General features: G+C 65.1%; 24 protein-coding genes. 20 read left to right on the forward strand and 4 right to left on the reverse strand.

All coding sequences use genetic code 11. From position 1 onward, the window contains the following. Nucleotides 1–15: 15 nt before the first annotated feature. Nucleotides 16–828, reverse strand: coding sequence for an NUDIX hydrolase family protein (locus tag IB258_RS16950; protein ID WP_054455451.1), 813 nt, complete (start codon nt 826–828; stop codon nt 16–18). A 288-nt stretch (nt 829–1,116) separates the two neighbouring features. Here IB258_RS16950 and coxB point away from each other — a divergent pair, with 288 nt between their 5' ends. The 5 genes from coxB to IB258_RS16970 all read left to right on the forward strand — a co-directional run bounded on the left by coxB (nt 1,117) and on the right by IB258_RS16970 (nt 5,291). Then, nucleotides 1,117–2,274, forward strand: coding sequence for a cytochrome c oxidase subunit II (gene coxB / locus IB258_RS16955; protein ID WP_054455449.1), 1,158 nt, complete (start codon nt 1,117–1,119; stop codon nt 2,272–2,274). Between the two features lie 104 nt (nt 2,275–2,378). After that, nucleotides 2,379–3,986 (forward strand): cytochrome c oxidase subunit I, encoded by a 1,608-nt coding sequence (ctaD, locus tag IB258_RS16960; RefSeq protein ID WP_054455447.1) that lies wholly within the window; start codon nt 2,379–2,381, stop codon nt 3,984–3,986. A 31-nt stretch (nt 3,987–4,017) separates the two neighbouring features. Next, nucleotides 4,018–4,143: a cytochrome oxidase small assembly protein gene (locus IB258_RS30390; RefSeq protein WP_013390977.1), complete on the forward strand. Its 126-nt coding sequence runs from the start codon at nt 4,018–4,020 to the stop codon at nt 4,141–4,143. 9 nt (nt 4,144–4,152) lie between these two features. Beyond that, on the forward strand, nt 4,153–4,377 hold the full coding sequence (locus IB258_RS16965) for a DUF2970 domain-containing protein (RefSeq protein WP_013390978.1): 225 nt from the start codon (nt 4,153–4,155) through the stop codon (nt 4,375–4,377). A gap of 38 nt (nt 4,378–4,415) precedes the next feature. Beyond that, nucleotides 4,416–5,291: a cytochrome c oxidase subunit 3 gene (locus IB258_RS16970; RefSeq protein ID WP_042795688.1), complete on the forward strand. Its 876-nt coding sequence runs from the start codon at nt 4,416–4,418 to the stop codon at nt 5,289–5,291. A 101-nt stretch (nt 5,292–5,392) separates the two neighbouring features. On the opposite strand, the gene IB258_RS16975 is transcribed toward IB258_RS16970, so the two are convergent. Beyond that, nucleotides 5,393–5,593, reverse strand: a complete 201-nt coding sequence (locus IB258_RS16975) for a twin transmembrane helix small protein (protein WP_006224570.1) — start codon at nt 5,591–5,593, stop codon at nt 5,393–5,395. A 39-nt stretch (nt 5,594–5,632) separates the two neighbouring features. Here IB258_RS16975 and IB258_RS16980 point away from each other — a divergent pair, with 39 nt between their 5' ends. The 5 genes from IB258_RS16980 (at nt 5,633) to IB258_RS17000 (ending at nt 9,747) form a co-directional block, all read left to right on the forward strand. Further along, a complete protein-coding gene (locus IB258_RS16980; RefSeq protein WP_054455446.1) occupies nt 5,633–6,439 on the forward strand; it encodes an SURF1 family protein in 807 nt (268 codons plus the stop codon). A 90-nt stretch (nt 6,440–6,529) separates the two neighbouring features. Beyond that, nucleotides 6,530–7,111 (forward strand): hypothetical protein, encoded by a 582-nt coding sequence (locus tag IB258_RS16985; RefSeq protein WP_054455444.1) that lies wholly within the window; start codon nt 6,530–6,532, stop codon nt 7,109–7,111. A gap of 71 nt (nt 7,112–7,182) precedes the next feature. Next, entirely contained in the window at nt 7,183–8,217 is a 1,035-nt protein-coding gene (locus IB258_RS16990; RefSeq protein ID WP_054455925.1) for a heme A synthase, read from the forward strand. A 13-nt stretch (nt 8,218–8,230) separates the two neighbouring features. Continuing rightward, nucleotides 8,231–9,124, forward strand: a complete 894-nt coding sequence (gene cyoE, locus IB258_RS16995) for a heme o synthase (protein ID WP_054455442.1) — start codon at nt 8,231–8,233, stop codon at nt 9,122–9,124. Nucleotides 9,125–9,141: 17 nt separating this feature from the next. Further along, nucleotides 9,142–9,747 (forward strand): SCO family protein, encoded by a 606-nt coding sequence (locus IB258_RS17000; RefSeq protein ID WP_119449869.1) that lies wholly within the window; start codon nt 9,142–9,144, stop codon nt 9,745–9,747. Nucleotides 9,748–9,765: 18 nt separating this feature from the next. Here the strand turns inward: IB258_RS17000 and IB258_RS17005 are convergent, their stop codons facing one another. Beyond that, on the reverse strand, nt 9,766–9,984 hold the full coding sequence (locus tag IB258_RS17005) for a DUF3717 domain-containing protein (protein ID WP_054455439.1): 219 nt from the start codon (nt 9,982–9,984) through the stop codon (nt 9,766–9,768). A 131-nt stretch (nt 9,985–10,115) separates the two neighbouring features. Between IB258_RS17005 and IB258_RS17010 the strand changes: the two genes are divergently transcribed. The 6 genes from IB258_RS17010 (at nt 10,116) to IB258_RS17035 (ending at nt 16,932) form a co-directional block, all read left to right on the forward strand. After that, nucleotides 10,116–10,793, forward strand: a complete 678-nt coding sequence (locus IB258_RS17010; protein WP_119449870.1) for a glycine zipper 2TM domain-containing protein — start codon at nt 10,116–10,118, stop codon at nt 10,791–10,793. 40 nt (nt 10,794–10,833) lie between these two features. Next, nucleotides 10,834–11,595 (forward strand): PhaM family polyhydroxyalkanoate granule multifunctional regulatory protein, encoded by a 762-nt coding sequence (locus IB258_RS17015; protein ID WP_192352931.1) that lies wholly within the window; start codon nt 10,834–10,836, stop codon nt 11,593–11,595. A gap of 75 nt (nt 11,596–11,670) precedes the next feature. Beyond that, complete coding sequence (glmU, locus tag IB258_RS17020) at nt 11,671–13,044, forward strand: bifunctional UDP-N-acetylglucosamine diphosphorylase/glucosamine-1-phosphate N-acetyltransferase GlmU (RefSeq protein ID WP_119449871.1); 1,374 nt, start codon at nt 11,671–11,673, stop codon at nt 13,042–13,044. Beyond that, complete coding sequence (locus IB258_RS17025) at nt 13,017–14,429, forward strand: MFS transporter (protein WP_119449872.1); 1,413 nt, start codon at nt 13,017–13,019, stop codon at nt 14,427–14,429. The genes glmU and IB258_RS17025 overlap by 28 nt, the downstream gene beginning before the upstream one ends. 125 nt (nt 14,430–14,554) lie before the next feature. After that, on the forward strand, nt 14,555–15,877 hold the full coding sequence (locus IB258_RS17030; RefSeq protein ID WP_054455429.1) for a UDP-glucose/GDP-mannose dehydrogenase family protein: 1,323 nt from the start codon (nt 14,555–14,557) through the stop codon (nt 15,875–15,877). Next, nucleotides 15,874–16,932 carry a glycosyltransferase family 4 protein gene (locus IB258_RS17035; RefSeq protein ID WP_054455428.1) on the forward strand — a complete coding sequence of 353 codons (1,059 nt, stop codon included), beginning with the start codon at nt 15,874–15,876 and terminating at the stop codon, nt 16,930–16,932. The genes IB258_RS17030 and IB258_RS17035 overlap by 4 nt, the downstream gene beginning before the upstream one ends. Before the next feature lie 11 nt (nt 16,933–16,943). Here the strand turns inward: IB258_RS17035 and IB258_RS17040 are convergent, their stop codons facing one another. Continuing rightward, the gene (locus IB258_RS17040; protein ID WP_119449873.1) at nt 16,944–17,432 is read right to left on the reverse strand and encodes an Lrp/AsnC family transcriptional regulator; all 489 of its coding nucleotides are present in this window, start codon (nt 17,430–17,432) and stop codon (nt 16,944–16,946) included. Between the two features lie 152 nt (nt 17,433–17,584). On the opposite strand from IB258_RS17040, the gene glmS reads away from it, so the two are divergent. From glmS to IB258_RS17060, 4 genes are all read left to right on the forward strand, one after another. After that, the gene (gene glmS, locus IB258_RS17045) at nt 17,585–19,417 is read left to right on the forward strand and encodes a glutamine--fructose-6-phosphate transaminase (isomerizing) (protein WP_054455423.1); all 1,833 of its coding nucleotides are present in this window, start codon (nt 17,585–17,587) and stop codon (nt 19,415–19,417) included. A 589-nt stretch (nt 19,418–20,006) separates the two neighbouring features. Then, the gene (locus tag IB258_RS17050; protein WP_119449874.1) at nt 20,007–21,266 is read left to right on the forward strand and encodes a nucleotide sugar dehydrogenase; all 1,260 of its coding nucleotides are present in this window, start codon (nt 20,007–20,009) and stop codon (nt 21,264–21,266) included. A gap of 39 nt (nt 21,267–21,305) precedes the next feature. After that, nucleotides 21,306–23,786 (forward strand): hypothetical protein, encoded by a 2,481-nt coding sequence (locus IB258_RS17055; RefSeq protein WP_192352932.1) that lies wholly within the window; start codon nt 21,306–21,308, stop codon nt 23,784–23,786. Next, nucleotides 23,783–25,837, forward strand: coding sequence for a glycosyltransferase (locus IB258_RS17060; protein ID WP_119449876.1), 2,055 nt, complete (start codon nt 23,783–23,785; stop codon nt 25,835–25,837). Before IB258_RS17055 ends, IB258_RS17060 begins: the two co-directional genes overlap by 4 nt. The last annotated feature ends 15 nt before the right edge of the window (nt 25,838–25,852 follow it).

Below are 25,852 nucleotides of genomic sequence, written 5' to 3' on the forward strand. Positions count from 1 at the left end.
CTCGGACCGCGAGGCTCAGGCCGGGATCTCGCCGGCCGCGCGGCGCTGCATGATGTCTTCGACGATCACCAGCGCTGCTTCAAGCGTGAATTCGCCTTCCGCCACCTGGCGCACGGCCGTGGCCGCGTCGATGGTGGCGATCTCCATCACCTCGCCGTCCCGGTTGGCGGGGCGCACGTCAGCCGCAAGCACGCAGGTGCTGGTCAGGACATCCTCGACCTGATAGCCCTCGGGCAGGCGGCGATGGATACGCAGAATGGTGCGCAGGGGCGAACGCTGCGTCAGGTCGGGCGCGTCCAGCCCCGCCTCTTCGCCGCATTCGCGCACCAGCGCCAGTTCCAGGTCCTCGCGGCTGCCGGCCAGGCCGCCGACCAAGGTGTCCCACATACCGGGATCGGTGGATTTGCTGAGCGCGCGGCGCGCTACCCACAGGCGGCCGTCCGGCGTCCACGCATTCAGATGCACGGCCTTGGTGAGCAGGCCCAGCGGCCGCACCGCCGCGCGTTCGATCACGCCCAGCGGCTCGTCGCCGTCCAGAACATCCAGCAATTCGTCGCGCCAGCCGCGTAGGCAGTTGGCTTGGCGCAACAGTTGCGCGGCCTGTTCAAGCACGCCGTTCAGGTTTGCGCCGGGCTGCAGGTCCGCGCCGATGCGCAGGCTCGCGCCGTCCGTTGCGATGCCGGGCGCATCGCGCAATGCATCGCACGCCGCATGCGTGGCCCAGCCGCAGCGACGCCCCGCTATATATAAAGCGCGCGCGCCTTCCGGGGCGGGCTCTTGCGCGCGGGCGCGCAGGTCGGCGTACAAGTCGGACAACTGCTTGGGCATCGTGAAACCGTGGTGATGATGTTGCCGACGATTTTATGCCACCCTGTTTACGGCGCGTGGTCAAGGGGCGCGGCCAGATGGGGGCGGGCCGGATGAATTCAAGGGCACTAACTTACATCTGTTTGCGCGTCCGCTATAATCCGCCAGTTTCTTTGTGATTTCGAGTGGGAACGACAGGGGCCGCTCTATCTCCCCGTCACGCCCTACCATCTAATAATTGCGCGTTGCCCGGTTCCGGCGACTTCCGCCACTAGCGAACGGACCTTCGCGCCGTGTTTCGAGGTAAGCATGAAGAAGTGGAGAGGGATACTGGGGGCTTGTGCGATGCTGATTGGCAGCGTGGCAGGTGCTCAGGTGCAAGACATGCCCGGCGGCCCGAAGGTCAATCAGCTCAACCTGCATGAAGGTGTCACGGCAATTTCGCGCGACATCATGTGGTTGCATTGGATGCTGCTCACGATCTGTATCGTGATCTTCATCGGCGTCTTCGGAGTGATGTTCTACTCCATCTGGGCGCACCGCAAATCGCGTGGCCACAAGGCCGCGACCTTCCATGAACATCTGGGCGTGGAAGTCGCCTGGACCGTCATCCCGTTCATCATCGTCATCGCCATGGCGCTGCCGGCCACCAAGACGGTGGTTGCGATGAAAGACACTTCCAGCGCCGACCTCACCGTGAAGGTCACCGGCTACCAATGGAAGTGGGGCTACGAGTACCTCGACGGCTCGGCCACCGGCATCAAGTTCCTCTCCACGCTCTCGACCCCGCGCGCTCAGATCGAGAACCGCGAACCCAAGGGCGAGTTCTACCTGATGGAAGTGGACAATCATCTGGTCGTCCCGGCGAACAAGAAGGTCCGCATCGTGCTGACCGCAGCCGACGTCATCCACTCGTGGATGATTCCGGACTTCGGCGTGAAGCAGGACGCCATCCCCGGCTTCCTGCGCGACACCTGGTTCAACGCCGACAAGCCCGGTATTTACCGCGGCCAGTGCGCGGAACTGTGCGGCAAGGATCACGCGTTCATGCCCATCGTCGTGGAAGTCATGGCGCAGGCCGACTACGACAAGTGGGTTGAAGACCAAAAGAAGAAGATGGCGGCAAACGCCGACGATCCCAATAAAGAGTGGACGGAAGCCGAACTGGTTGCCCGCGGCGAAAAGGTTTTCGCGGCGAATTGCGTTGCCTGTCACCAGGCCAACGGCAAGGGCATCCCGGGCAGTTTCCCCCCGCTCGACGGAGACAAGGTTGTTCTGGGCCCGAAGGCCGAACAGATCAACACCGTGCTGAAGGGCAAGCCCGGCACCGCGATGGCGGCATTCGGCGGGCAGCTCAACGATGTCGAAATCGCAGCGGTCATCAGCTATACGCGCCATGCCTGGAGCAATGCAGGCAAGGGGCAGGACCCGACGGTTCTACCGAAGGACGTGCAGGCTGCGCGCTGATTGCGCGCGCCTCGCCACACCCTCGCAGAACCGGTTCCGTTTAGTTAGAGATACCCTGCCGGCCCCGTCGATCGGGCCCGGCACTCAGCAGGAAGGAGTCCATCATGAGCAGCGTCACTGTAGACCACGTGTCGCCGGGCCACGGCCACGGTCACGATGACCACCACCACGCCATCCCCACCGGCTGGCGCCGCTGGCTTTTCGCCACGAACCACAAAGACATCGGGACGATGTATCTCATCTTCTCGTTTGTCATGCTGCTGGAAGGCGGCACGCTGGCACTGCTGCTGCGCACCGAGCTCTTCGAGCCGGGCCTGCAGTTCTTCCGCCCCGAACTCTTCAACCAGTTCACCACCATGCACGGCCTCGTCATGGTGTTCGGCGCGGTCATGCCGGCCTTCGTGGGCTTCGCCAACTGGATGATCCCGATGCAGATCGGCGCCTCCGACATGGCGTTCGCCCGCATGAACAACTTCAGCTTCTGGCTGCTGCCGGTGGCCGCGATCATGCTGACCGCCTCGTTCTTCGTGCCCGGCGGCGCCACCGCGGCCGGCTGGACGCTGTACGCGCCGCTGTCGCTGCAGATGGGCCCCGGCATGGACCTGGCGATCTTCGCGCTGCACATCATGGGCGCCTCGTCCATCATGGGCGCGATCAACATCATCGTCACCATCCTGAACATGCGCGCGCCCGGCCTGACGCTGATGAAGATGCCGCTGTTCTGCTGGACCTGGCTGATCACCGCCTTCCTGCTGCTGGCCGTGATGCCGGTGCTGGCCGCTGCCATCACCATGGTGCTGACCGACCGTCATTTCGGCACGGGCTTCTTCAACGCGGCCGCCGGCGGCGACCCGGTGCTGTACCAGCACGTGTTCTGGTTCTTCGGGCACCCCGAGGTCTACATCATGATCTTGCCGGCGTTCGGTATCGTGTCGGCCATCGTGCCCGCGTTCGCCCGCAAGAAGCTGTTCGGCTACGCCTCGATGGTTTACGCGACGGCTTCCATCGCCGTGCTGTCCTTCATCGTGTGGGCGCACCACATGTTCACCACCGGCATGCCGGTCACGGGTCAGCTCTACTTCATGTACGCCACCATGCTCATCTCCATCCCGACCGGGGTGAAGGTGTTCAACTGGGTCGCCACCATGTGGCGCGGCTCCATGACGTTCGAGACCCCCATGCTGTTCTCGATCGGCTTCATCTTCGTGTTCACCATGGGCGGTTTCACCGGCCTGATCCTGTCGGTCGCCCCGATCGACATCCAGGTCCACGACACCTACTACGTGGTCGCGCACTTCCACTACGTGCTGGTGGCGGGCTCGTTGTTTGCTCTCTTCGCCGGCGCCTACTACTGGGTGCCCAAGTGGACGGGCCGCATGTACAGCGAAAAGCTGGGCAAGCTGCACTTCTGGTCGACGCTGATCTCGTTCAACGTCACTTTCTTCCCGATGCACTTCCTGGGCCTGGCAGGCATGCCGCGCCGCTACGCCGACTACGCGGGCCAGTTCACGACGTTCCACCAGATGGCCACCATCGGCGCATTCTGGTTCGGCCTGTCGCAGCTGATCTTCCTGTGGGCGATGGTGCGTTGCTACATGGGCAAGGGCGAACCCGCCGCGGCCAAGCCGTGGGAAGGCGCCGAAGGCCTGGAATGGACCGTGCCGTCGCCGGCGCCGTTCCATACGTTCGAAACTCCGCCCGAAGTGAAGTAAGGCAGCCTTTCATGTTTCAGGTAGCACAGCAATGACACCCGAGCAGCGCCGCCGCAACAAGATCGCAGGTCTGGTCCTGCTGGCATTCGTCATTGCCGTGTTTGCCTGGACCGTGCTGCGCGGCTCGGCCCTGCTGTCGGGCGTCGCTGTCAGTTAGGCGCGGGCCATGAGCGACGACCTGCGCGAAACCTCCCAGCGCAAGCTGAGTTTCCTTCAGACGATGAAGGCGGTGGCGTGGGGGTTCTTCGGCGTGCGCAAGGGGGCGGGCCATCGGGAAGACGTCGCCAAGCTCAACCCGGTCCATGTGATCGTGGCGGGGCTGCTGGCAGCGGCTATCTTCGTTACTGTGCTGGTATTAATTGTGCGTTGGGCCGTTTCCAGCCTGACTTGAATCACTTAATTCTATAAATCTGTACCAGGGAGAAAGCCATGAGTGCAAGCCACTCGGTTCAAGGTAAAGAGGCACCGTATTACTTCGTGCCCGCCGACTCGGGTCATCCCGTGCGTACGGCTGTGGCGCTGCTGTTCATGGGCCTGAGCGCCGCGGCCTGGATCAACGGCGTCAGCTGGGCCAAGTGGACCCTGCTGGCGGGCTTCATCGGTTTGATCGTGGTGTTGTACTACTGGTTTGGCGACGCCATCCACGAATCCGAGATCGGCCTGAACAGCAAGCGCATCGACGGTTCCTACCGTTGGGGCATGAGCTGGTTCATCTTCTCGGAAGTCATGTTCTTCGCGGCGTTCTTCGGCGCCCTCTGGTACACGCGCACCATCACCACGCCGTGGCTGGGCGACATGGACCACCGCCTGATGCTGTGGCCCGACTTCCAGGCCGTGTGGCCGAACTTCGGTCCTGCGGGCGTGGTCGAGCACTTCCAGACCGTCGGTCCGTTCTGGCTGCCCACCATCAACACGGCGCTGCTGCTGAGCTCCGGCGTCACGCTGACCATTGCCCACCATGCGCTGCGCGAAAACCATCGCGGCAAGACCATCTTCTGGCTGCTGGCCACCGTGGTCCTGGGCTTCGTCTTCGTGGCCTGTCAGGCATACGAATACCACCACGCCTATACCGAACTGAACCTGAAGTTCAATTCGGGCGCCTACGGGTCGCTGTTCTACATGCTGACGGGCTTCCACGGCTTCCACGTGCTGCTGGGCGCCACCATGCTGACGGTCATTCTGATCCGCCTGATCCGCGGGCATTTCACGGCCGACCATCACTTCGGTTTCGAAGGCGCCGCCTGGTACTGGCACTTCGTGGACGTGGTGTGGCTGGGCCTGTACCTGTTCGTGTACTGGTTCTGATCGTTACGCGGAACCAATGAAGCGCGCCAGTTCTTGTGCGAGAACTGGCGCGTTTTACTCATCTGCGATCGTGCACTTGCGGGAACCCGCGGCCCGTATGCCTATCTAAGGCCTGTGCTTTCGATCCAGCCCATGTGATGGGCGAACAGCACGAACAGGAACAGGGCCACCGATAATCCGATGCGCACCGTCAGCGCGTTGACCGTTCGGCTGGTGGTTCCCTTGTCCCGCATCAGGTAGACCAGGGCCGATGCCAGGCTGGCCAGAATCCCGATAAAGGCCAGGACGACGAAAACGCGCATGGTGGTCTCCGGACGAATCAGAGTAGTTATTGTAGAAATATGGCCCGACCGCATTCAACCCGATACACGGTAGCCGCCTTGCTGTTGCTGGGTGCCGCCGTGGTCATCCTGGCATCGCTGGGGCAATGGCAATTGCGCCGCGGCGATGAGCGACGCGCCATTCTGGCCGCTATCGAAGCGGGCCGCAAGCAAGCGCCGCTGCCCTTGAGCCCGGCTACCGACCCCGCCGATATGACTGCCTGGCGTTCGGCCCAGGCTACCGGGGTCTGGCTGCCGCAATTCAGTGTACTGCTGGACAACCGCAACCATGACGGCAAGCCCGGCTATTGGCTGGCCACGCCGCTGCTGCTGGACGCCGATGCGCGCCGCGCCGTGCTGGTGCTGCGCGGCTGGATTCCGCGCGTCATGGGGGTTCAGGGCCAGGGCCCCTCGCAGCCGCCGCTGCCCGTCACGCCCGAAGGGCCGCAGACGGTGACGGGCGAGCTGTCGCCTCGCGTGCCGCGTCTGTTCGAGATCTGGTCGCTGGGAGGGTCGGAGCAGTCCGCCTTGCCGGCCTCGCTGCCCGTGGCGGGCGGCGTCTTGCCGCAGGTGCAGAACCTGCCGCTGGACGCGTACGCCAAATCCACCGGTCTGGCCCTGCTGCCCACGGTGCTGTCGCAGGCCGCGGGCAACGCGGACGATGGCCTGGTGCGCGACTGGCCGCAGCCGTCCGTGGACTTTCAGCAGAACACGTCCTATGCCGTACAGTGGTTTGCTTTTGCCTCGATTGCCGCCGTCGCATGGCTGGTGGTGCTGGGGGGCGCCATCCGGCGCATGCGGCGCGCGCAGAACGCGCCCGGCGCCTGACCGGGACGCCGACTCTTAACCCGCAAGACGACAGGATACAAAGTGGCTCGCGACCTTTCCTCTACCAAGCCCGCACGCAAGCGCTCCCTGATGCCGATGCTGCTGGTGTTCCTGTGCTCGCTCGCACCCATCGTCGCGGCGGTCGTGGTCTACATGAATCCGCAATGGTGGCCCGATGAGTCCAGCAATTACGGCGCGCTCCTGAATCCGCAGCGGCCCATGCCCGCGGCCGCGGAGTTGCGCCTGACCACGCTGGACGGCCAGCCCTTCGACCTGCAGAGCCTGAAGGGCAAATGGTTGCTGGTGGCCGCCGACGGGGGCGCCTGCCCGGAAAGCTGCGCCCGCAAGCTCTTCATCGCGCGCAACAGCCATGCCAGCCAGGGCAAGAACGTCGACCGGCTGGCGCGCGTCTGGTTCATCACCGACGATGCGCCCGTGCCGGACAAGGTGCTGGAAGCCTACAAAGGCACGGTCATGGTGCGCGCCAATCCAGACCAATTGGCGCGGTTCCTGCTGGCGCGCGATACTGCGGCGGGCCAGCCCGGGCTGGAGGCGCCGATCTGGGTGATCGACCCGCTGGGTAACCTGATGATGCAGTACCCTGCCGAGGCCGATGGCGTGAAGGTGCGCAAGGACATCAGCAAGCTGGTCTACAGCTCGAGAATAGGCTGAGCCTCGGGCTGGCATGGTTTCAATGCGTCGCGCGCATCGCGCGCGGCGTTGCAGATTGGATGTTTATGGAAATCGAACGCATCAAAGCGCGTTATCGCAAGCTTGTTTTCTTTACCTGGTTCCTGACGCTGGACCTCATCATGTTCGGCGCTTTCGTGCGGTTGACGGATTCCGGCCTGGGTTGCCCCGATTGGCCCGGCTGCTACGGCAGCGTGACGCCGCTGGGCGCGATGGGCGACATCCACGAGGCATCGCAGGCCATGCCTTTCGGCCCGGTCACCTTGTCCAAGGCCTGGATCGAAATGATCCACCGCTATGTCGGCACCATCCTGGGCATGCTGATCATCGGCATCGTCTACATGGCGTGGCGCTACCGCGGCCAGCTGGGCCGTTCGCCCAAGTTGGCCGTCGTGACGCTGATTGCGGTTTGCGTGCAGGGCGCGTTCGGCGCCTGGACCGTGACCCACAAGCTGATGCCCGTTGTCGTGACCGCGCACCTGGTGTTCGGCCTGTCGGTGCTGGCGCTGATGACCTGGCTGTCGGCGCGCGAGCGTCCGCACCTGGCCGTGGCGGCTGCGGCCGCACGCTGGAAACCCTGGGTGGCCGGGGGGTTTGCGCTGCTGCTGGTGCAGGTGACCCTGGGCGGTTGGGTCAGCACCAATTATGCCGCGCTGGCCTGCATGGATTTCCCCATGTGCCACGGAGCCTGGGTGCCGGAAATGGATTTCCATGGCGGCTATTCGATCATCCGGGCCTTGGGCGAATTGCCATCGGGCGAGATGATTTCCCAGCCGGCGCTGACCGCGATCCACTGGGTCCACCGCAATTTTGCCTTCGTGGTGTTCCTGTACCTGGGCATACTGGCCTGGCGCCTGCGCGCCGAGCCCGGCCTGCGCGGACCGGCCACGCTGATGCTGGCGCTGCTGGGCGCGCAGCTGCTGACCGGCTTGACCACGATCTTTTTCCAGTGGCCGCTGTTGATCGCGGTGCTGCACAATGGAGGCGCCGCCGGCCTGACCCTGGCCGCGGTGGTGTTGATGGTGCGTTTGTCCACAGCTGGACGTGCGCCCGCCGGGGGCTACGGCCCCAATTCGGTGCGCGTTTAAAATAGGGCCCACTATGACCAGTATTGCCGCTCCCCAGCCCGGATTGTTCCGCCAGTATTTCGTCCTCACCAAGCCGCGTGTGACGCAGTTGGCGGTGTTTTGCGCCGTGATCGGCATGTTCCTGGCGGCGCCCGGCATTCCGGACATGCGCCGCGTGCTGTTCGGCACCCTGGGCATCTGGCTGCTGGCCGCGGCCGCTTTCGCGATCAATTGCCTGATCGAACAGGAAATCGACGCCCGCATGCTGCGTACCGCGCGCCGCGGCACGGCGCGCGGCACGATTTCGGCTTTCCAGGTGCTGAGCATGTCCGGCCTGCTGGGCGGCGCCGGCATGTTCGTGCTGTATCACCTGGTCAACCCGCTGACCATGTGGCTGACCTTCGCCACCTTCGTGGGTTACGCCGTCATCTATACCGTCATCCTGAAGCCGCGTACGCCGCAGAACATCGTCATCGGCGGCCTGTCGGGCGCCATGCCGCCCGCGCTCGGTTGGGCGACCGTGGCGGATTCGGTGCCGGCCGAGGCCTGGATCCTGGTGCTGATCATCTTCATCTGGACGCCGCCGCACTTCTGGGCGCTGGCGCTTTACCGCAACCACGATTACGCCAAGGCCGGGCTGCCGATGCTGCCGGTCACGCACGGCAACCAGTTCACGCGCCTGCACATCCTCTTGTACAGCGTGGCGCTGGTCGCCACCACGCTGTTGCCCTATGCCATCCGCATGAGCGGCGAACTCTACCTGGTGTCCGCGCTGGTGCTGGGCGGCATGTTCGTTTCCTATGCATGGCGGCTCTATCGCGCCTACAGCGACGAGCTGGCGCGCAGCATGTTCCGTTTTTCCATTCTCTACCTGGCGCTGCTGTTCGGCGCCCTGCTGGTGGACCACTGGGTCGGCCTGCTGCGCTGATCCCCTGGAGGTTGTCGATGTCCGTGTTTTCCACCAGCCGCCGGCTGGTCCTGCGCCTGGGCGCAGCCGCTGCTTTCACCGCCGCCCTGGCCGCCTGCGGCGACAGCGCGCCCGTATTCAAGGGCAGCGACATCAGCGGCACCCAATTGGGTCGCGGCATGGAGCTGGTCGATTACAACGGCAAGACGCGCCAGCTGTCCGATTTCGCCGGCAAGGTGGTGGTCGTGTTCTTTGGCTTCACGCAGTGTCCGGACGTGTGCCCGACCTCGCTGGCCGAGCTGACCGAAGTCATGAAGAAGCTGGGGCCGGACGCCGACCGCGTCCAGGTGCTGCTGATTTCGGTGGATCCCGAGCGCGATACGCCCGAGGTCCTCAAACAGTACGTCACCGCCTTCGATCCGCGCTTCCTGGGGCTGACCGGCACGCCGGACCAGGTAAAGAAGGCCGCCGCATCCTTCAAGGCCTATTACGCCAAGGCGCCGACCAAGGACGGCAGCTACACCATGGACCACACGGCCGCGTTCTACCTGCTGGACGGCAAGGGCGAATCGCGCGTGCTGGCCAACAACAACATCGGGGTGGAAGCCCTGACGCAGGATATCAAGGCCCTGCTCAAGGGCTGATCAGGAGGCCGTGCTGGCTTACTTGCCGGCGGCGGCCCAGCCGGCAAGCGCGGCGCGGGCCGGTTCGCTCAGTTCTGCGGCAGGGATCTCGCGCCGGTGCGCCATGATCATGAGCGCGTAAGGGGTGGCCAGCGCGGCAGCCTCGGGACACAGGCGGGATTCGTCGCCCACCGACGGCGAAATATTGCGCCAGTAGTTGATGGCCTGTTCAAGCTGGGGCAGGGTAATGGGATCCATCCGCCTATTGTCCACGAATGGGAATGGCTGTCCACCGGCCCGCGTCCTGCAAAGAAGCGTCACCATCGCAACACGCCGAAACCGTGCCTGGGTGCTATACCACTGCCGGTTAGTAACGATGGAGCATCGTCATGAATACATCCGCCAAAATTGAATCTGCGCGCCGCGCCATCCATCCCCTGGTCGCTGCCGCGGCGATCGCCGTCATCGTCATGTGTACGGTGGGCGTGGCCGCCGTGATGGGCTGGCTGCCCTCGCCTTCGGCCAACCCGCATGCCGACGAACCCGTGGCCGAGGCCGGTCCCGAAGACGCCAACCTGGCGCCCGCGCCGCAGGCCGCCGTGCCGCCCGCGCCCGCGCAAGGGGCGCAGGCGTCCGCTGCGCCGCGTCCCCAGGCTCAGGCCCAGGCGCCGGCTCCCGCCCAGCGCCCCGCGCCCCAATCGCCAGCGCCGCAAGCCTGCGCCACCTGCGGCGTGGTGGAATCGGTCCGACAAGTGCAGGTACCCGTCAAGGACAATAGCGACCACCTCATCGGCACCATCGGCGGCGGCGTGGTCGGCGGCGTCGTGGGCAACCAGTTCGGCGGCGGCAGCGGCAAGACGGCCCTGACCGTGCTGGGCGCGGTGGGCGGCGCTTTGGCAGGCCGTGAAGTTGAGCGTAATATCAGACAGCAACAAACGGTGACGCACTATGAACTCACGGTGCGCATGAATGACGGCAGCACGCGCCAATTCCGCAGCGCGCAGCCGTTCGCTTTTGCGTCGGGCGATCATGTGCGCGTGGAGAACAATCAGCTGCTGCGCGGATGATCCCGTCTGCCGGCGACATCTGTCTTAGGGGAGACCAGGAATGAGCGACCAACACACGAACCCGTTCGTTCTGCCCGGCATGGGCCAGCATTCCGACCTGTCGGGCAACCCGCTCCTGGCCAGCATGGAAATGATGCGCCAGGCCTGGGCGGGCCTGACCGGACCTGGAGGCCTGGCCAGCAGCCTGCCCATGGCTCCCCCGATGAACCTGGAAGACCTGGACCGCCGCATCGCGGAACTCCGCTCCGTGGAAAACTGGCTGCGCATGAACCTGTCCATGCTGTCCAGCACGATCCAGGGCATGGAAGTCCAACGCTCCACCATCAGCACGCTGCGCGCCTTCGTGGACAGCGCCGCTAATCTGGACATGGGCGCCTTCCAGGACAGCGGCGCGGCTTCGCCGCTGGAAGTCGTGCTGGGCTTGAAGCCCGGCCCCAAGTCCGCGGCCAAGACGACGGCCTCCAGCCCTGCCGCCGAAAGCGGCAAGGCCAAGGGCGAAGAGCCCGCAGGGCAGCAGCAATCCGCCGCGCCGGGCATGAGCGAACAAATGGGCGCCGCGGCGCAATCCGCTTCCAAGGCCTGGTGGGACCTGCTGCAGCAGCAGTTCAACCAGATCGCCGCTGCCACTGCGGCTTCCATGCCGGCCGCGCCTGCCGCTGCCGGCGCCGATGCCGCGGCCAAGCCCAAGCCGGGCGAATCCAAGGCCGCGGCCGCGCCCGCAGCCAAGGCGTCCAAACCGGCGGCCCGCAAGTCCGCCGCGCCCCGCAAGGCCGCCAAGAAAACCGGACCGGACGCCAACTAGCGTCGGTCCTCTCTTTAAATCGTCGGGCGAGACGGCCGCAAGGCCTCTCGACCGCCACTCAACATACTGGAACCTATGCTTAACGTAGTAATTCTTGCCGCCGGACTGGGTAAACGCATGCAGTCCGATCTCCCCAAAGTTCTGCACACGCTGGCTGGCAAGCCGATGCTGGGCCACGTGCTGGACAGCGCGCGCCAACTGAAGCCGGCGCGCATCATCGTTGTGGTCGGCCACGGTGCGGACCGCGTCAAACAGGCCTACGAAGGCCAGGCGGACCTGCACTTCGTGTTGCAGCAGCCGCAGCAAGGCACCGGCCACGCCGTGCAGCAGGCCGTGCCGCTGCTGCTTGAAGGCGATGGCAAGGACGACGTGACCCTGGTGCTGTACGGCGACGTGCCGCTGGTGCAGCCCGAGACCCTGCAGCGCCTGTTGGACGCGCGCGGCGCTGGCGCCGCCGTGCTGACCGAGGTGCTGGCGGATTCCACCGGCTACGGCCGCATCGTGCGCGACGCCAGCGGCAACGTGTGCCGCATCGTTGAACACAAGGACGCCTCGGACGCCGAGCGCGAGATCAAGGAAGTGAACACCGGCATCCTCAGCGCGCCGACCGCGAAGCTGAAGGACTGGCTGTCCCGCATCGACAACAACAACGCCCAGGGCGAGTACTACCTGACCGACGTGGTCGGCCTGGCGGTGGTCGACGGCGTGCCGGTGGGCGCGGCCCAGCCCGGTGCGTCCTGGGAAACGCTGGGCGTGAACAGCCGCGTGCAGCAGGCCGAACTGGAGCGCCGCTGGCAGGCCGAGCAGGCTCGCCGCCAGCTGGAAGCCGGCGTCACGCTGGCCGACCCCGCGCGCTTTGACGTGCGCGGCTCGCTCACCTGCGGACGCGACGTGTTCATCGACGTGGGCTGCGTGTTCGAAGGCCAGGTGTCGCTGGCCGACGGCGTGCGCGTGGGCCCGCACTGCGTGCTGCGCGACGTCAGCGTTGGCCCGGGCACGCACATCGAGGCCTATAGCCATCTGCAGCAGGCGCAGGTCGGCCGCGATGCGCGCGTCGGCCCCTACGCCCGTCTGCGTCCGGGCGCCGAACTCGGCGACCGCAGCCACGTCGGCAACTTCGTCGAGATCAAGAAGAGCGTGCTGGGCGAGGACAGCAAGGCCAACCACCTGGCCTACATCGGCGACGCCGACATCGGCGCGCGCGTGAACGTGGGCGCGGGCACCATCACCTGCAACTATGACGGCGTGAACAAGCACCGCACCGTCATCGAGGACGACGCCTTCATCGGCTCGGACACGCAACTGGTGGCGCCGGTGCGCGTCGGCCGCGGCGCCACGCTGGGCGCAGGCACCACCCTGACCCGCGACGCGCCGGCCGAGAAACTGACGGTGTCGCGCGCCAAGCAGGTCACCGTCGACGGATGGCAGCGCCCGGTCAAGAAATCGTGACGGGGCAGAGCGGAGAGGCGCCGGCCAACGGCGCCAAGCCCGCGCCGCCCGACGGCCTGCCGACGCCGCGCCGTTACTGGGCGGCGGCCACCGTGATGACAGGCATCAGCCTGTCGGTCCTGGACACCACCATCGCCAACGTGGCGCTGCCCACGATCGCCGTCGACCTCAACGCGTCGCCGGCCCAGGCGGTCTGGATCGTGAACGCCTACAACCTGGCGGTGGTGATGATGCTGCTGCCCTTGTCGGCGCTGGCCGAGCGCATCGGCTTTCGCCGCATGTTCACCTTCGGCCTGATGCTGTTCACCCTGGCCTCGCTGGGCTGCGCCCTGGCCGGCACGCTGTGGCAGCTGACCGCGGCGCGGGTGTTCCAGGGCATAGGCGCGGCGTCGCTCATGTGCATGTTCGGCGGACTGGTGCGCAACATCTACCCGTTGAAGCTGCTGGGGCGCGGGATAAGCATCAACGCTACCACCGTGGCCATCATGTCGGTGCTGGGACCGACCATCGGCTCGGCCATCCTGTCGGTGGCGCCCTGGCCCTGGATCTTCGCCGTCAACCTGCCGATCTGCGCGCTGACGATGCTGGGCCTGCGGCATCTGCCGGAAGTACCGCGCAACAACGTGAAGCTGGACTGGATCAGCGCGCTGCTGTGCATGCTGACCCTGGGCGTCTTCATTTCGGGCGTGGACATGATGGGCATGGACCTGCTGCGCGGCATCGGCCTGGTGGCGATCGCCACGGTCATCGGCCTGGTTCTGGTGCGGCGCGTGGGCAAGCAGCCAGCGCCGCTGGTGCCGGTGGATCTGCTGCGCATCCGTCCGCTGGCCTTTGCGGTAGGCGCCTCGGCCTGCACCTTCGCCGCGCAGATGGCGTCCTACGTGTCCCTGCCGTTCTATTTCCAGCAGGTGCTGGGGCGGCCGTATCTGGAAGTGGGCATGCTGATGGGCGCCTGGCCCGTGGGCACCGCCATCATCGCCCCGCTCGCGGGGCGGCTGTCCGACCGCTATTCGGCCGCCACGCTCAGCGGCATGGGCGCGGCGGCGATGGTGGTCGGCATGCTGTGGCTGGCGGCGCTGCCGGCTACGGTGTCGAACTGGCCCATCATCGCGGGCATGTTCGTGGCGGGGATGGGCTTCGGCTTCTTCCAGACGCCCAACAACCGCGCCATGCTGTCGGCCGCGCCCCGTTCGCGCAGCGGCGCGGCGGGCGGCCTGCAGGCCACCACCCGGGTCTTTGGCCAGAGCTTCGGCACGGCGCTGGTCGCGATCGCGTTCAGCATCAGCCTGGCCCATGGCCCTGGCCTGGCGCTGGTGCTGGGGACCATCTGCGCCGGGCTGGCGGTGGTGGTCAATACGGTTCGCTTCAGCAAGTTGCGGCCCTAGGGCGGTCCCGCGAGGCCGCCATTGTGGCGCCGGCGGGCTTGGGCCCCCGGCCGCTTCTATAATGACGGCCGGCGCCGGATTGAGTCATCTGGCGCAACGATTACCTATTTTGAAGGCGTTCAGGCATGAAGATCACGGTCGTGGGTACCGGTTACGTGGGGTTGGTGTCGGGGGCGTGCCTGGCCGACATGGGCAACGACGTCATGTGTCTGGACGTGGACGCGGCGAAGATCGCCCTCTTGCGCCAGGGCGGCATTCCCATCTATGAGCCGGGCCTCGAAGACCTGGTGCGCCGCAACGTGCAGGCGGGCCGCCTGCATTTCACCGACGACGTCGCGCAGAGCGTGGCTTTCGGCGACGTGCAGTTCATCGCCGTCGGCACCCCGCCCGGCGAGGACGGTTCGGCCGACCTGAAATACGTGCTGGCCGCCGCCCAGAACATCGCTCGCCACATGACGTCGCGCAAGCTCATCGTGGACAAGTCCACCGTGCCGGTGGGCACGGCCGACAAGGTGCGCGATGTCGTGGCGCGTGAATTGGCCGCACGCGGCGTGGACATCCCCTTCAGCGTGGCGTCCAACCCCGAGTTCCTGAAGGAAGGCGCCGCCATCAACGACTTCATGAGCCCGGACCGGGTCGTGGTCGGCGCGGACGACGACTACACCATCGGCGTCATGCGTCGCATCTACGAGCCCTTCCAGCGCACCCACGACCGCCTGATGGTGATGGACGTGCGTTCGGCCGAGCTGACCAAGTACGCCGCCAACGCCATGCTGGCCACGCGCATTTCCTTCATGAACGAAATGGCGAACCTGGCTGAAGCCCTGGGCGCGGATATCGAACAAGTGCGCCGCGGCATCGGCGCCGACCCGCGCATCGGCTATCACTTCCTGTATCCCGGCGCGGGCTACGGCGGCTCCTGCTTCCCCAAGGACGTGCAGGCGCTGGTCAACACAGCCGCCGAGAACGCCTTGCCCATGCGCGTCATCGAGGCCGCCGAGGCTGCCAACCACGCGCAGAAATTCCGCCTGTCCGAAAAACTGGTGGCGCGTTTCGGCGAAGACCTCAAGGGCCGCAAGATCGCGCTGTGGGGCCTGTCCTTCAAGCCCAACACCGATGACATGCGCGAAGCGCCCAGCCTTACTGTCATCGCCGAACTGACGCGCCGCGGCGCCGAGGTGCGCGCCTATGACCCCGTCGCCATGCACGAGGCCGCGCGCGCGCTGGCCGGCAAGCCCGGCATCAGCTTCGCCACCGACATGTACGACGCGCTGGACGGCGCCGATGCGCTCCTGATCGCGACCGAATGGAAGGTCTTCCGCGCGCCCGACTTCGATCGCGTCAAAGCCCTGCTCAAGACCCCGCTCATCATCGACGGCCGCAATCTCTACACGCCCGCGGACGTGCGCGGCCTGGGCTTCGAGTACTCGGGCATCGGCCGCGCATGAAGATCCTGCAACTGAACTTCGAGAAGGGCTGGCGCGGCGGCGAACGGCAGACGCTGTACTGCATGCGCGCATTCCGCAAGGCTGGCCACGACGTCGAAGTGATGTGCCGCGAAGGCGCGCCCTTGGCCGAGCGCGCGCGCCAGGAGGGCTTCGTGGCCCATACCTGCCGCAACGTGCCGGGGCAGCTGGCCTTCCTGGCCGGCGCCGGCCGCTACGACATAGTTCATGCCCAGACCGCCAACACCATCACCTGGGCGGTCCTCACCAAATGGCTGCACCGCCGGCCGGTAGCGTTTTCCCGCCGCACGTCCTTCGTGGTCAAACCCGGCGACGAATGGAAGACCGGCTTCAAGTGGCGCCACGCCGACCTGTTCGTGGCGATCAGCGAGATGGCCGCCGGCGAGCCGCGCCGCCTGGGGATCGAGCCCGTCATCATCCGCAGCGCCGTCGAGCCGCACCAGATCGACACCGAGAATGTCGCCCAGCTGGTGCGGGAATTCGATCTGGCCGGCAGGAAGGTCATGGCCACGTCGGCCGCGCTGATCCGCGACAAGGACCCGGTCACGCTGGTGCGCGCCGTGGCCGAATTGGCCAAGACGCGCCGCGACTTCGTGTTCCTGCACTTCGGCGCCGGCGGCGACCGCGAGCAGCAGGCCAAGGATGAGGCGCGCAAGCTCGGCATCGAGGACGTCTATCGCTTCGCCGGCTTTCGCAAGGGCGTGGAAGATTTCTACAGCATCCTCGACGTGTTCGTCATGAGCTCCGAGGAAGAGGCCCTGGGCAGCAGCGTGCTGGATGCTTTCCTGCAACGCGTGCCTGTGGTGTCCACCGATGCTGGCGGCCTGAAGGAAAGCCTGGCCGACGGACGCGGCGTGCTGTGCGCCGTGGGTGATTTCCAGGCCATGGCGCAGGGCATGGCGCGCTGCCTGGACGACGCGGCCTTCCGCCAGGAAGTCACCGAGCGCGCCTATGCCTACGTGCGAGACGAGCACGACGTGCAGAAGATGGGCAACCGCTACCTGGCGCAGTTCGAGCGCCTGATCGCCCGCCGCTGATCCGACCTGCCTCAGGTCCGCAGGTCTATCCGGGTCTCGAACTTGGCGCGATGCACCGAGAAGAACGTGCGCACATTGCGCACGTTGGCCTGCGCGGTGAAAGCGCGGTGCACCAGCGCGTGATAGGCCGGCATGTCCTTCACCTGCGCGATCACCACGAAATCCGGCCCGGGCGAGACCCGGTAGCACTGCAGCACCGCGGACTCGGCCAGCATGCTTTGCTCGAACGCGTCCAGGCTCTCAGCCGCCTGCACGTCCAGCGTGATCTCGACGATGGCGGTCAGCGTGCTGCCCAGCTTTTCCGCCGCCAGGATGGCCACCTGCCTGTCTATCACCCCTTCATCCACCAGCCGCCGCACCCGCCGCAGGCAGGTCGGAGGCGAGGCATGCACGCGTTGCGCCAGCTCTTGGTTGGTCAGCGAGCTGTCTTCTTGTAACTGTTCAAGAATGCGCCGGTCCAGATCATCCAGCTCTGGCAGGGAAATCTGTGCGTTTTGCATGATTAATTTCAAAAAAATGATCTAGAAGAAATATTATTTAATCACAATCATGTAAGGGAATTAACTTCCATTTTTAACCGCATAAAGAAATCAAATTTCTTGCGGGGACGAGCACAATGCGTCGGTACACGAACTTACCGGAGCACTCTCCTATGTGCGGCATTGTTGGCGCCGTCGCCCAGCGCGACATCACCCCGATCCTCGTTGAAGGCCTCAAGCGCCTTGAGTACCGCGGCTACGACTCCTGCGGCGTCGCCGTCTACGCCGACGGCCATCTGCGCCGCACGCGCAGCACGCAACGCGTGGCCGAATTGGCCGAACAGGTTGCGCAGGACAAGGTCAGCGGCTTCACCGGCATCGCCCACACCCGCTGGGCTACCCACGGCGTGCCGGCCACGCACAATGCCCACCCGCACTTCTCGCGCCTGGGCAACGACGAGCCGCGCATTGCGCTGGTCCACAACGGCATCATCGAGAACCACGACGAACTGCGCGCCGAGCTGCAGGCCGTGGGCTATGTCTTCGAAAGCCAGACCGATACCGAAGTGATCGCGCACCTGGTCAACCACCTGTATGCCGGCGACCTGTTCGAAGCCGTGCAGAACGCCGTGCGCCGCTTGCATGGCGCCTACGCCATCGCCGTGTTCTGCCGCGACGAGCCGCACCGCGTGGTCGGCGCGCGCCAAGGCTCGCCGCTGGTCGTGGGCGTGGGCCAGAACGAGAACTTCCTGGCTTCCGACGCGCTGGCCCTGGCCGGCACCACCGACCAGATCATCTACCTGGAAGACGGCGACGTCGTCGACCTGCAGCTCTCGCGCGTCTGGATCGTGGACGCCAACGGCAAGAACGTGGACCGCGAAGTCCACACCGTGCACGTGCATACCGGCGCGGCCGAACTCGGCCCTTACCGCCACTACATGCAGAAGGAAATCTTCGAGCAGCCGCGCGCTGTCGGCGACACGCTGCAGGACATCGAAGCCATCACGCCCGAACTCTTCGGCGACCAGGCCTACAAGATCTTCAAGGACGTCGATTCCCTGCTGATCCTGGCTTGCGGCACCAGCTACTACGCCGGCTTGACCGCCAAGTACTGGATCGAGTCCATCGCCAAGATCCCCGTGGCGGTGGAAATCGCCAGCGAATACCGCTATCGCGACAGCGTGCCCAACCCACGCTCGTTGGTGGTCACGATCTCGCAGTCCGGCGAAACCGCCGACACCCTGGCCGCGCTCAAGCATGCGCGCTCGCTGGGCATGGAAAACACGCTGACCATCTGCAACGTGTCCACCAGCGCCATGGTGCGCGAGTGCAAGCTCTCGTACATCACGCGTGCCGGCGTCGAGATCGGCGTGGCTTCCACCAAGGCCTTCACCACCCAGCTCACCGCGCTGTTCCTGCTGACCCTGGCATTGGCCCAGGTACGCGGCCACCTGACCGAAGAGCAGGAAGCCGAACACCTGAAGGCGCTGCGCCACCTGCCCGTGGCCATCGGCTCGGTGCTGGCCCTGGAGCCCCAGATCATGGCCTGGGCCGACCGCTTCGCCTCCAAGGAAAACGCCCTGTTCCTGGGCCGCGGCATGCACTACCCGATCGCCCTGGAAGGCGCGCTCAAGCTCAAGGAAATCAGCTACATCCACGCCGAAGCCTACCCGGCCGGCGAACTCAAGCACGGCCCGCTGGCCCTGGTGACCGAGCACATGCCCGTGGTCACCATCGCGCCCAAGGACGAACTGCTGGAAAAGCTGAAGTCCAACATGCAGGAAGTGCGCGCGCGCGGCGGCGAGCTGTATGTCTTCGCCGATGCCGACAGCAAGATCCAGAGCGCCGAAGGCATGCACGTGATCCGCATGCCCGAGCACTACGGCAAGCTTTCGCCCATCCTGCACACCATCCCGCTGCAGCTGCTGTCGTACCACACGGCGTGCGCGCGGGGCACGGACGTGGACAAGCCGCGTAATCTGGCCAAGAGCGTGACGGTGGAGTAAGGCCGGACCGTCGCTGCCATATCGAGCAAAAAGCCCACCCGCCCGGTGGGCTTTTTGCTTTTTGGGGCGGCGCGTGTGCGAATACTTACTTGTCCGGGGAGCGGGAGTCAGGCTTTGTTATTTCTGAATAATGACTGTAGCCAGGCTGTTTTTGAATATGACATTGCGCCGAGCTATTAATAAATAACCCCGCGCCGCCATTATGTTTTTTCATTTTGGTTAAACCGGACCAACAAAAACCCTTTTATATATTTGTTAACAATCTCGTTGGCCGGCCATGTTGCGGTTTATGTAATGAATGTAATTGTTTGAGGGATTTCCCGGGGTTTATTGCGACGAATCCGACTTACTTGCACAGCAATAAAAATATTTAGAAAGAATTTTGCTGTTTGCCACCTATACGATTCGTTGGCTCGCCGCTTGGTACGCCTAATCAAGTATCGAGCTGTAAATATTCTTAAGCAATACGCCCGCCCGAACCGGGGCAAACATATTCGATTCTGCATCGATTTCGTGCCCCCGGGTGTCAATTTCTAGTGTCTTCGACACGACGAAAACAGTGAGGTCCCCCGTGGTAAAGAGAATCGCAGTGTGTGGCCTTGGATATGTCGGCCTGCCCGTAGCCGTCGCATTTTCCAAGCGCTTTGATGTCATCGGCTTTGACGTGGACAAGCGGAGAATCGCACGGCTGAAAGAGGGTGATGACTGGACCGGCGAGATCGAACGCGACGTGTTGCTTGCCTCCCCGATGCAGTTCACCGACCAGATCTCGGAACTGGAAGGCTGCGATTTCTTCGTCGTGGCCGTACCGACCCCCGTCGACGAAAAGAACAACCCGGATTTTTCTCTGCTGGTGCGCGCCTGCCGCTCGATCGGCCCCGTGCTGCGCCCCGGCTGCATCGTGGTTTTTGAATCCACCGTCCATCCCGGCGCCACCGAGGAAATCTGCGGACCGGAGCTGGAGAAGGTGTCCGGCCTGCGTTGCGGCGTCGATTTCAAGCTGGGCTACAGCCCCGAGCGGATCAATCCGGGCGACCGCGAGCATCCGCTGGAGAAGATCGTCAAGATCGTGTCCGGCCAGGACGAGGAATCGCTGGAAGTCATTGCCGGCGTGTACGAGAAAATCATCGACGCCGGCGTGCACCGCGCCTCCTCCATCAAGGTCGCCGAGGCGGCGAAGGTGCTGGAGAACACGCAGCGCGACATCAACATCGCGCTGATGAACGAAATGTCGAAGATCTGCGATCTGGTCGGCATCCGCACCTCGGAAGTGCTGGCAGCCGCCGGCACCAAGTGGAACTTCCTGAAGTTTTCGCCTGGTCTCGTGGGCGGTCACTGCATCGGCGTCGATCCGTACTACCTGACGTCCAAGGCGCAGGAGCTTGGCTATCACCCCGAGGTCATCCTGTCGGGCCGTCGCATCAATGACGGCATGGCCAGCCACGTCGCTTCGCGAGTGGTCCAGACCCTGGCCCGCAACGGCCGCCTCAATGCCACGACCCGCGTCGGCATCCTGGGCATGACGTTCAAGGAAAACGTGCCCGACATCCGCAACTCCAAGGTGGTCGATCTTTACAACGCCCTGGGCGCCTACGGCATCACCCCGGTCGCGTGCGACCCGATGGCCGATCGGGAACAGATGGAGCACGAGTACGGCATCAAGCTCGTCGAGCGCGACCAGTTCCGCGACATGGATGTGCTGATCCTGGCGGTGCCGCACCGCGAAACCATGAACACCTTTTGGGACGACCTGCCGACGCTGGTCAAGAGCGACGGCATGGTGTGCGACCTGAAGTCCGTGCTCGACAGCAAACGGCTTCAGTCCGACCTCCTGTACTGGACTCTTTAAGTTCAGGCTCACTATCGATCACTAGAGGAGAGCCTCCGAATGGCTGCTTTTACCACCGCTCCGATTGGAACCTGCCGCATCCATACGCCGCTGCGCGATGCCGTGGGCCGCTACCCGATCAAGCTGCAACTCGGGCGCAACTACGGTTTCGTGCACACCAGCGCCGAGGCGCTGCAGCAGGCGCGATTCATGTTCGGCCAGGGCGACATCCCTGCCGACGTCCAGCGCGTGATCTTCCGGCCTTCGAATGGCGAGCAGGCGCGCAAAGGCGCCCACAAGCCGGCTGACCTCTACGTGGTCGAACTGTCTTCGCGCAAGCTGCTGACCATAGACGGCTACCCGATACAGTCCAACTACCTGGTGCGCTACTTCAGCGAGTTCTTCGCCGACCGCACGCGCACCCGGATGTTCTGGTCCATGGCCCACGCCGACCGCCTGGCCGAGCGCCGCGCGCTGCTGGACCAGGATCCGGTCTTCAAGGCGCTTACGCCGGACGACCGCAACCTGCTCGCCCGCATCGTCAAGCGTGACCAGACGGATGAGGAGATCGAGCAGGAAATGAACCAGCTGGTCGCCCTGCTGGGCCGCGACAAAGTGGTGTTCGTCACGCACGTCAATGCCATGACGCCGGACAACGCGCCCATCGAGCAACGCCAGCAACTGATCGCCGCGGTGCTCGCCAGCGCGCAGCGCATCGGCGTGCCTTGCTACGACCCGACGCCGCTGATGAACAAGATCGGCCAGGCCGAGGCCATGGAAAATGGCGGACTGGACCTGACCCACTACACGCCGGTTTTCGCCGAACGCCTGTGCGCAGAGTGGTTCAAGACGTTCATGCGTCCGCGCCTGGATGCGTCGACGACGCAGCCCGCCGCGCCCAAGCTCTCCGCCGATGAAAGCGCCGACCGCATCGAGAAGCTGTGGGATTCGGGCGAACTGCGCGAAGCCTCGCGCCGCGTGCGCGAGGTGCTGCGCCGCCATCCCGGCCTGCCCGACCACACGCTGCTGTTTGCGCGCATCCAGGAAGAGCTGGGCGACTACGAAGGTTCGCTGGCGCTTCTGGGCAGCGCCGACGGCGCGGTGGCGTCCGGCAGCAAGGCTGAGCAGATCCTGATGCGCAACCAGTTCAAGCTGGGACGCCATGACGTGGCGTACTCGCTGGCCGCGGGCTTGCTGGGCGATGAGATCGAAACCCCCGAAATCGTGCGAATCGCGGCGATTTCCGCGGGCCAGTTGGGCTATGTGGACGAGACCCTGGGCAACTGGAAGCAGCTGTTCCGCATCTCGTCCCCGGAAGACGCGGTCGCGGTGGAAGCCGCCGACACCGTGCTGGCGCTGCTGCAGGCCAGCGGCGATATGGAATCCGCCATACGCTGGGTCCACGAGGTCCGCGCGGCCATGCCCGCGTATGGCCGCGGCTTCGCCATGCTGTGGCGCGACCGGCTGCTGGCCGGCGATCGCGCCGGACTGCGCAACCTGGCGTCCGAGTCGCCCGTGCTCAATGATGTCGACGCGTTGGAGCTGGTCAAGGAAGCCTCGTGGCGCGGCAGCATCATGGCCGCGGCCACGCTGGCGGTCTCGTGCAAGCTGGCAAGCAGCGAGCATGAGGATATCGTCGCCTGGCTGAATTCGCAGTCGCAGGCCTGGGCCGAGGAAGGTAACCGCGCGCTGGAGGAAGGACGCCTGCGCGATGCCGCGGAGCGCATCTGCGCGCACCGCCTGCTGACTCCGGATGCGCTGGCCGGCGTGCGCGCCCAGCGCGCCTTCGAGCGTGCGATGCGCCTGGGCGTGCGGGCCGCGCTGGTGGCGGGCAATCACAAGGAAGTCATCGACCTTACCGACATCGCGCTGGACAGCCAGATCGATTTCCCGGAACTGCATGCCATGCGCGGCCGCGCGGCCGACGCGCTAGGCGACAAGAAGACCGCCATGCGGCACCTCGAGCAAGCTGCCGCCGGCGATTCCGCCTCGTTCAGCACCCAGCTGCATTTTGCGCGGGTAGCCTTCCACGGCGGCTGGTATGGCGAGGCCATCGACGCCTACAAGACCGTGCTCGACCATGCCGGCGCGGACCAGGGCGCCAAGGACGAAGCGCAGCGCCAGCTAGGCAGGCTGGGACCCCGCGCCATCCGAGGCGCGCGCGAGATCCTTTCCTCCGGCGATCATCAGGCGGCCTGGAACCTGCTGGAGCGTGTTGCGCAGTCCTGGCCCGGCATGTCGGAAGTCGACCATGAAAAGCGGCGCATCATCGCCGTGCTGTACGCCGAAGCGCGTGCGCTGGATTCGGCCAGCACGACCGAACGCCTGGCGTTGGGCGAGCGCATCCTGAAGCTGGTTCCGGAAGACCCCATCGGCCTGCGCCTGGCCGCCGTGGGCGCCATGCGACTGCATCGCTTCGAACAGGCCCTGCCGTACTGGCGCAAGTTGCAGGAACGTTCCGAAAATCCGGCGCAGTTCGATCACTACATCGAACGCTGCCTCGTGTGGATCGAGAAGATCAACCGGAGGAAGGCAGCATGAATCCCCCATTGACTACCGAGCGAGCGGAGGCTGCATCCGATCTGCAAGCGGTGCAAGCCCGGTTGGAAGAGATCGTCACGGCGTCGGTGCGGGTTCAAGTCGCCCAGGAAAACCTGTCCCGCGCCCAGGAACTGGCGCGCGACCACATGGCAGACTCCAAGGTCCGCTTCCTGCTGCTCAGGCTGAAGGAGGCGGCGGGCCTGAACGAAGGCATGGCCGAGCAGTGGGCCACGCTGTTGCAGGAGTGCCCGGACGATTTCCTGATCGTCCGCTACTGCGCGACGCGCTTGGTGAAGGAACGCAAGATCGATGAGGCCCTGGCCCTGGTCGACCATCATCTGCCGCCCTCGACGCAGAATCCCAACCGCCTGTTCGCGCGGGCCAAGCTGCTTAGCGACATCCGCGCGCACGAGCAGTCCGACGAACTCTTTCGCCGGCTGATTTCCGAGAACACCGACCGCAACATGCGCGTCGAGTTCGCCAAGCGCCTGCGCAAGCGCGGGCTGCTGGCCGACGCGTTCGACGCGATCGCGCCCGTCATGAAGCACCTGACGCCCGGCAGCAAGGCGGCCGAGCTGGCCAACGACCTGGCCAGCGACTACGCCTTCTACCAACGCTTCGAGTCGGAAGAGGGGCTGGTGGGCAAGGATGTCAGGATCGTGTCCATGAAGCATGCGATCCTGCACTTCCGCGACCGCAAGATCGTCGAGCAGTCGGCGGAGAAGCCGGTGTCGGTGGCGCTGGTCACGGGCAGTCTTGGCCCCGGCGGCGCCGAGCGCCAGCTGACGCGGCTTGCGGGCGAACTGACCCGCCTGGCGGAGTCGCCCGAGCGCCGGCCGGCAGACGTGATCATGATGCCGAAGAAAGTCGAAGTTATGGTCAAGCAGCACACCGAGCCCGCGGGCTCCACCAAGAAGCAGGGACTGGATTTCTTCCTGCCGGTGCTGGTGAAGGCGCAGATTCCGGTCACGGAGATCAACAAGCTGCCGGCCGTGTCGGTGTCCCATCAATCCATGCCCGAGGGCAGCCTGAGCCGTCTGCTGGAACAGTTGCCGCCTCCGGTGCACTACGGCGTGACCCGGCTTACGCCTGTGCTGCGCGAGAACCCGTTCGACGTGGTGAGCCTGTGGCAGGACGGAACCTGCCTGTTCGGCGCGCTGGCGGCGCTTTTGGCTGGCGCCCCGACCATACACCTGGTCTTCCGCGGACTGCCGCCGAACATCCGCAAGGACCGCTTCCGCGAAGAATATCCCGAGCTGTACCAGGCCCTGGCCCAGGTGCCGGGGGTGGTTTTCGTCAGCAACAGCTGCAAGGCCGCGGAAGCCTACTCGGAATGGCTGGGCATCCCGATCACGCGCTTTCACATCCTTTACAACGGCGTGCCCGATTTGTCGACGGACGCTTCGGCCGTGGATGAGGAAAAGTGGAAGGCCTTTCAGGAAAGCACGAACGACGCCACCGAGACGATAGGCGGCGTGTTCCGCCTGGAACCGGACAAGCGGCCGCAGCTGTGGATCAAGCTGGCGGCGATGTACCTGAAGGACAGGCCGCAGGCGCGCTTCGTCATCGTTGGAGACGGACGGCTGCGCGAGAACATCGAGGCCCTGGCCGAAGAGCTGAGCGTGACGGACAGGCTCTTGCTGGTCGGTCTTTCCAACCACGTGGGCTATTGGTATTCGCAAATGGATGCCAGCGTCCTGCTGTCGCGCTACGAAGGCTTGCCCAACGTGCTGATCGAAGCCCAGTTGGTGGGAGTGCCGGTGATCTCGACTCCGGCTGGCGGCGCTGGCGAGTGCTTTGTGGAGAACGAAACCGGCCATCTGCTCAGTTGCGTGGATCACCCGGATCTGCACGAGGCCTGCGAGAAAGTCGCATCCATGGTCGACCAGGTGCGCAGCAACGAGCAGCTCAGGCAGCACAGCCGTCACCGCGCGCAGAAGCTGTTCTCGCTTGACGCCATGCTGACCAAGTTCATGGGCCTGTGCATGCCCGTGGTGTCCGAGAACGACGAACGCATGGATATCGAACCCATGCGCCTGATGCAAGCCTGATTGGCGTCCAACCGA

Source organism: Achromobacter sp. ACM02, assembly GCF_014851605.1.
Taxonomy (GTDB): domain Bacteria; phylum Pseudomonadota; class Gammaproteobacteria; order Burkholderiales; family Burkholderiaceae_B; genus Achromobacter; species Achromobacter aegrifaciens.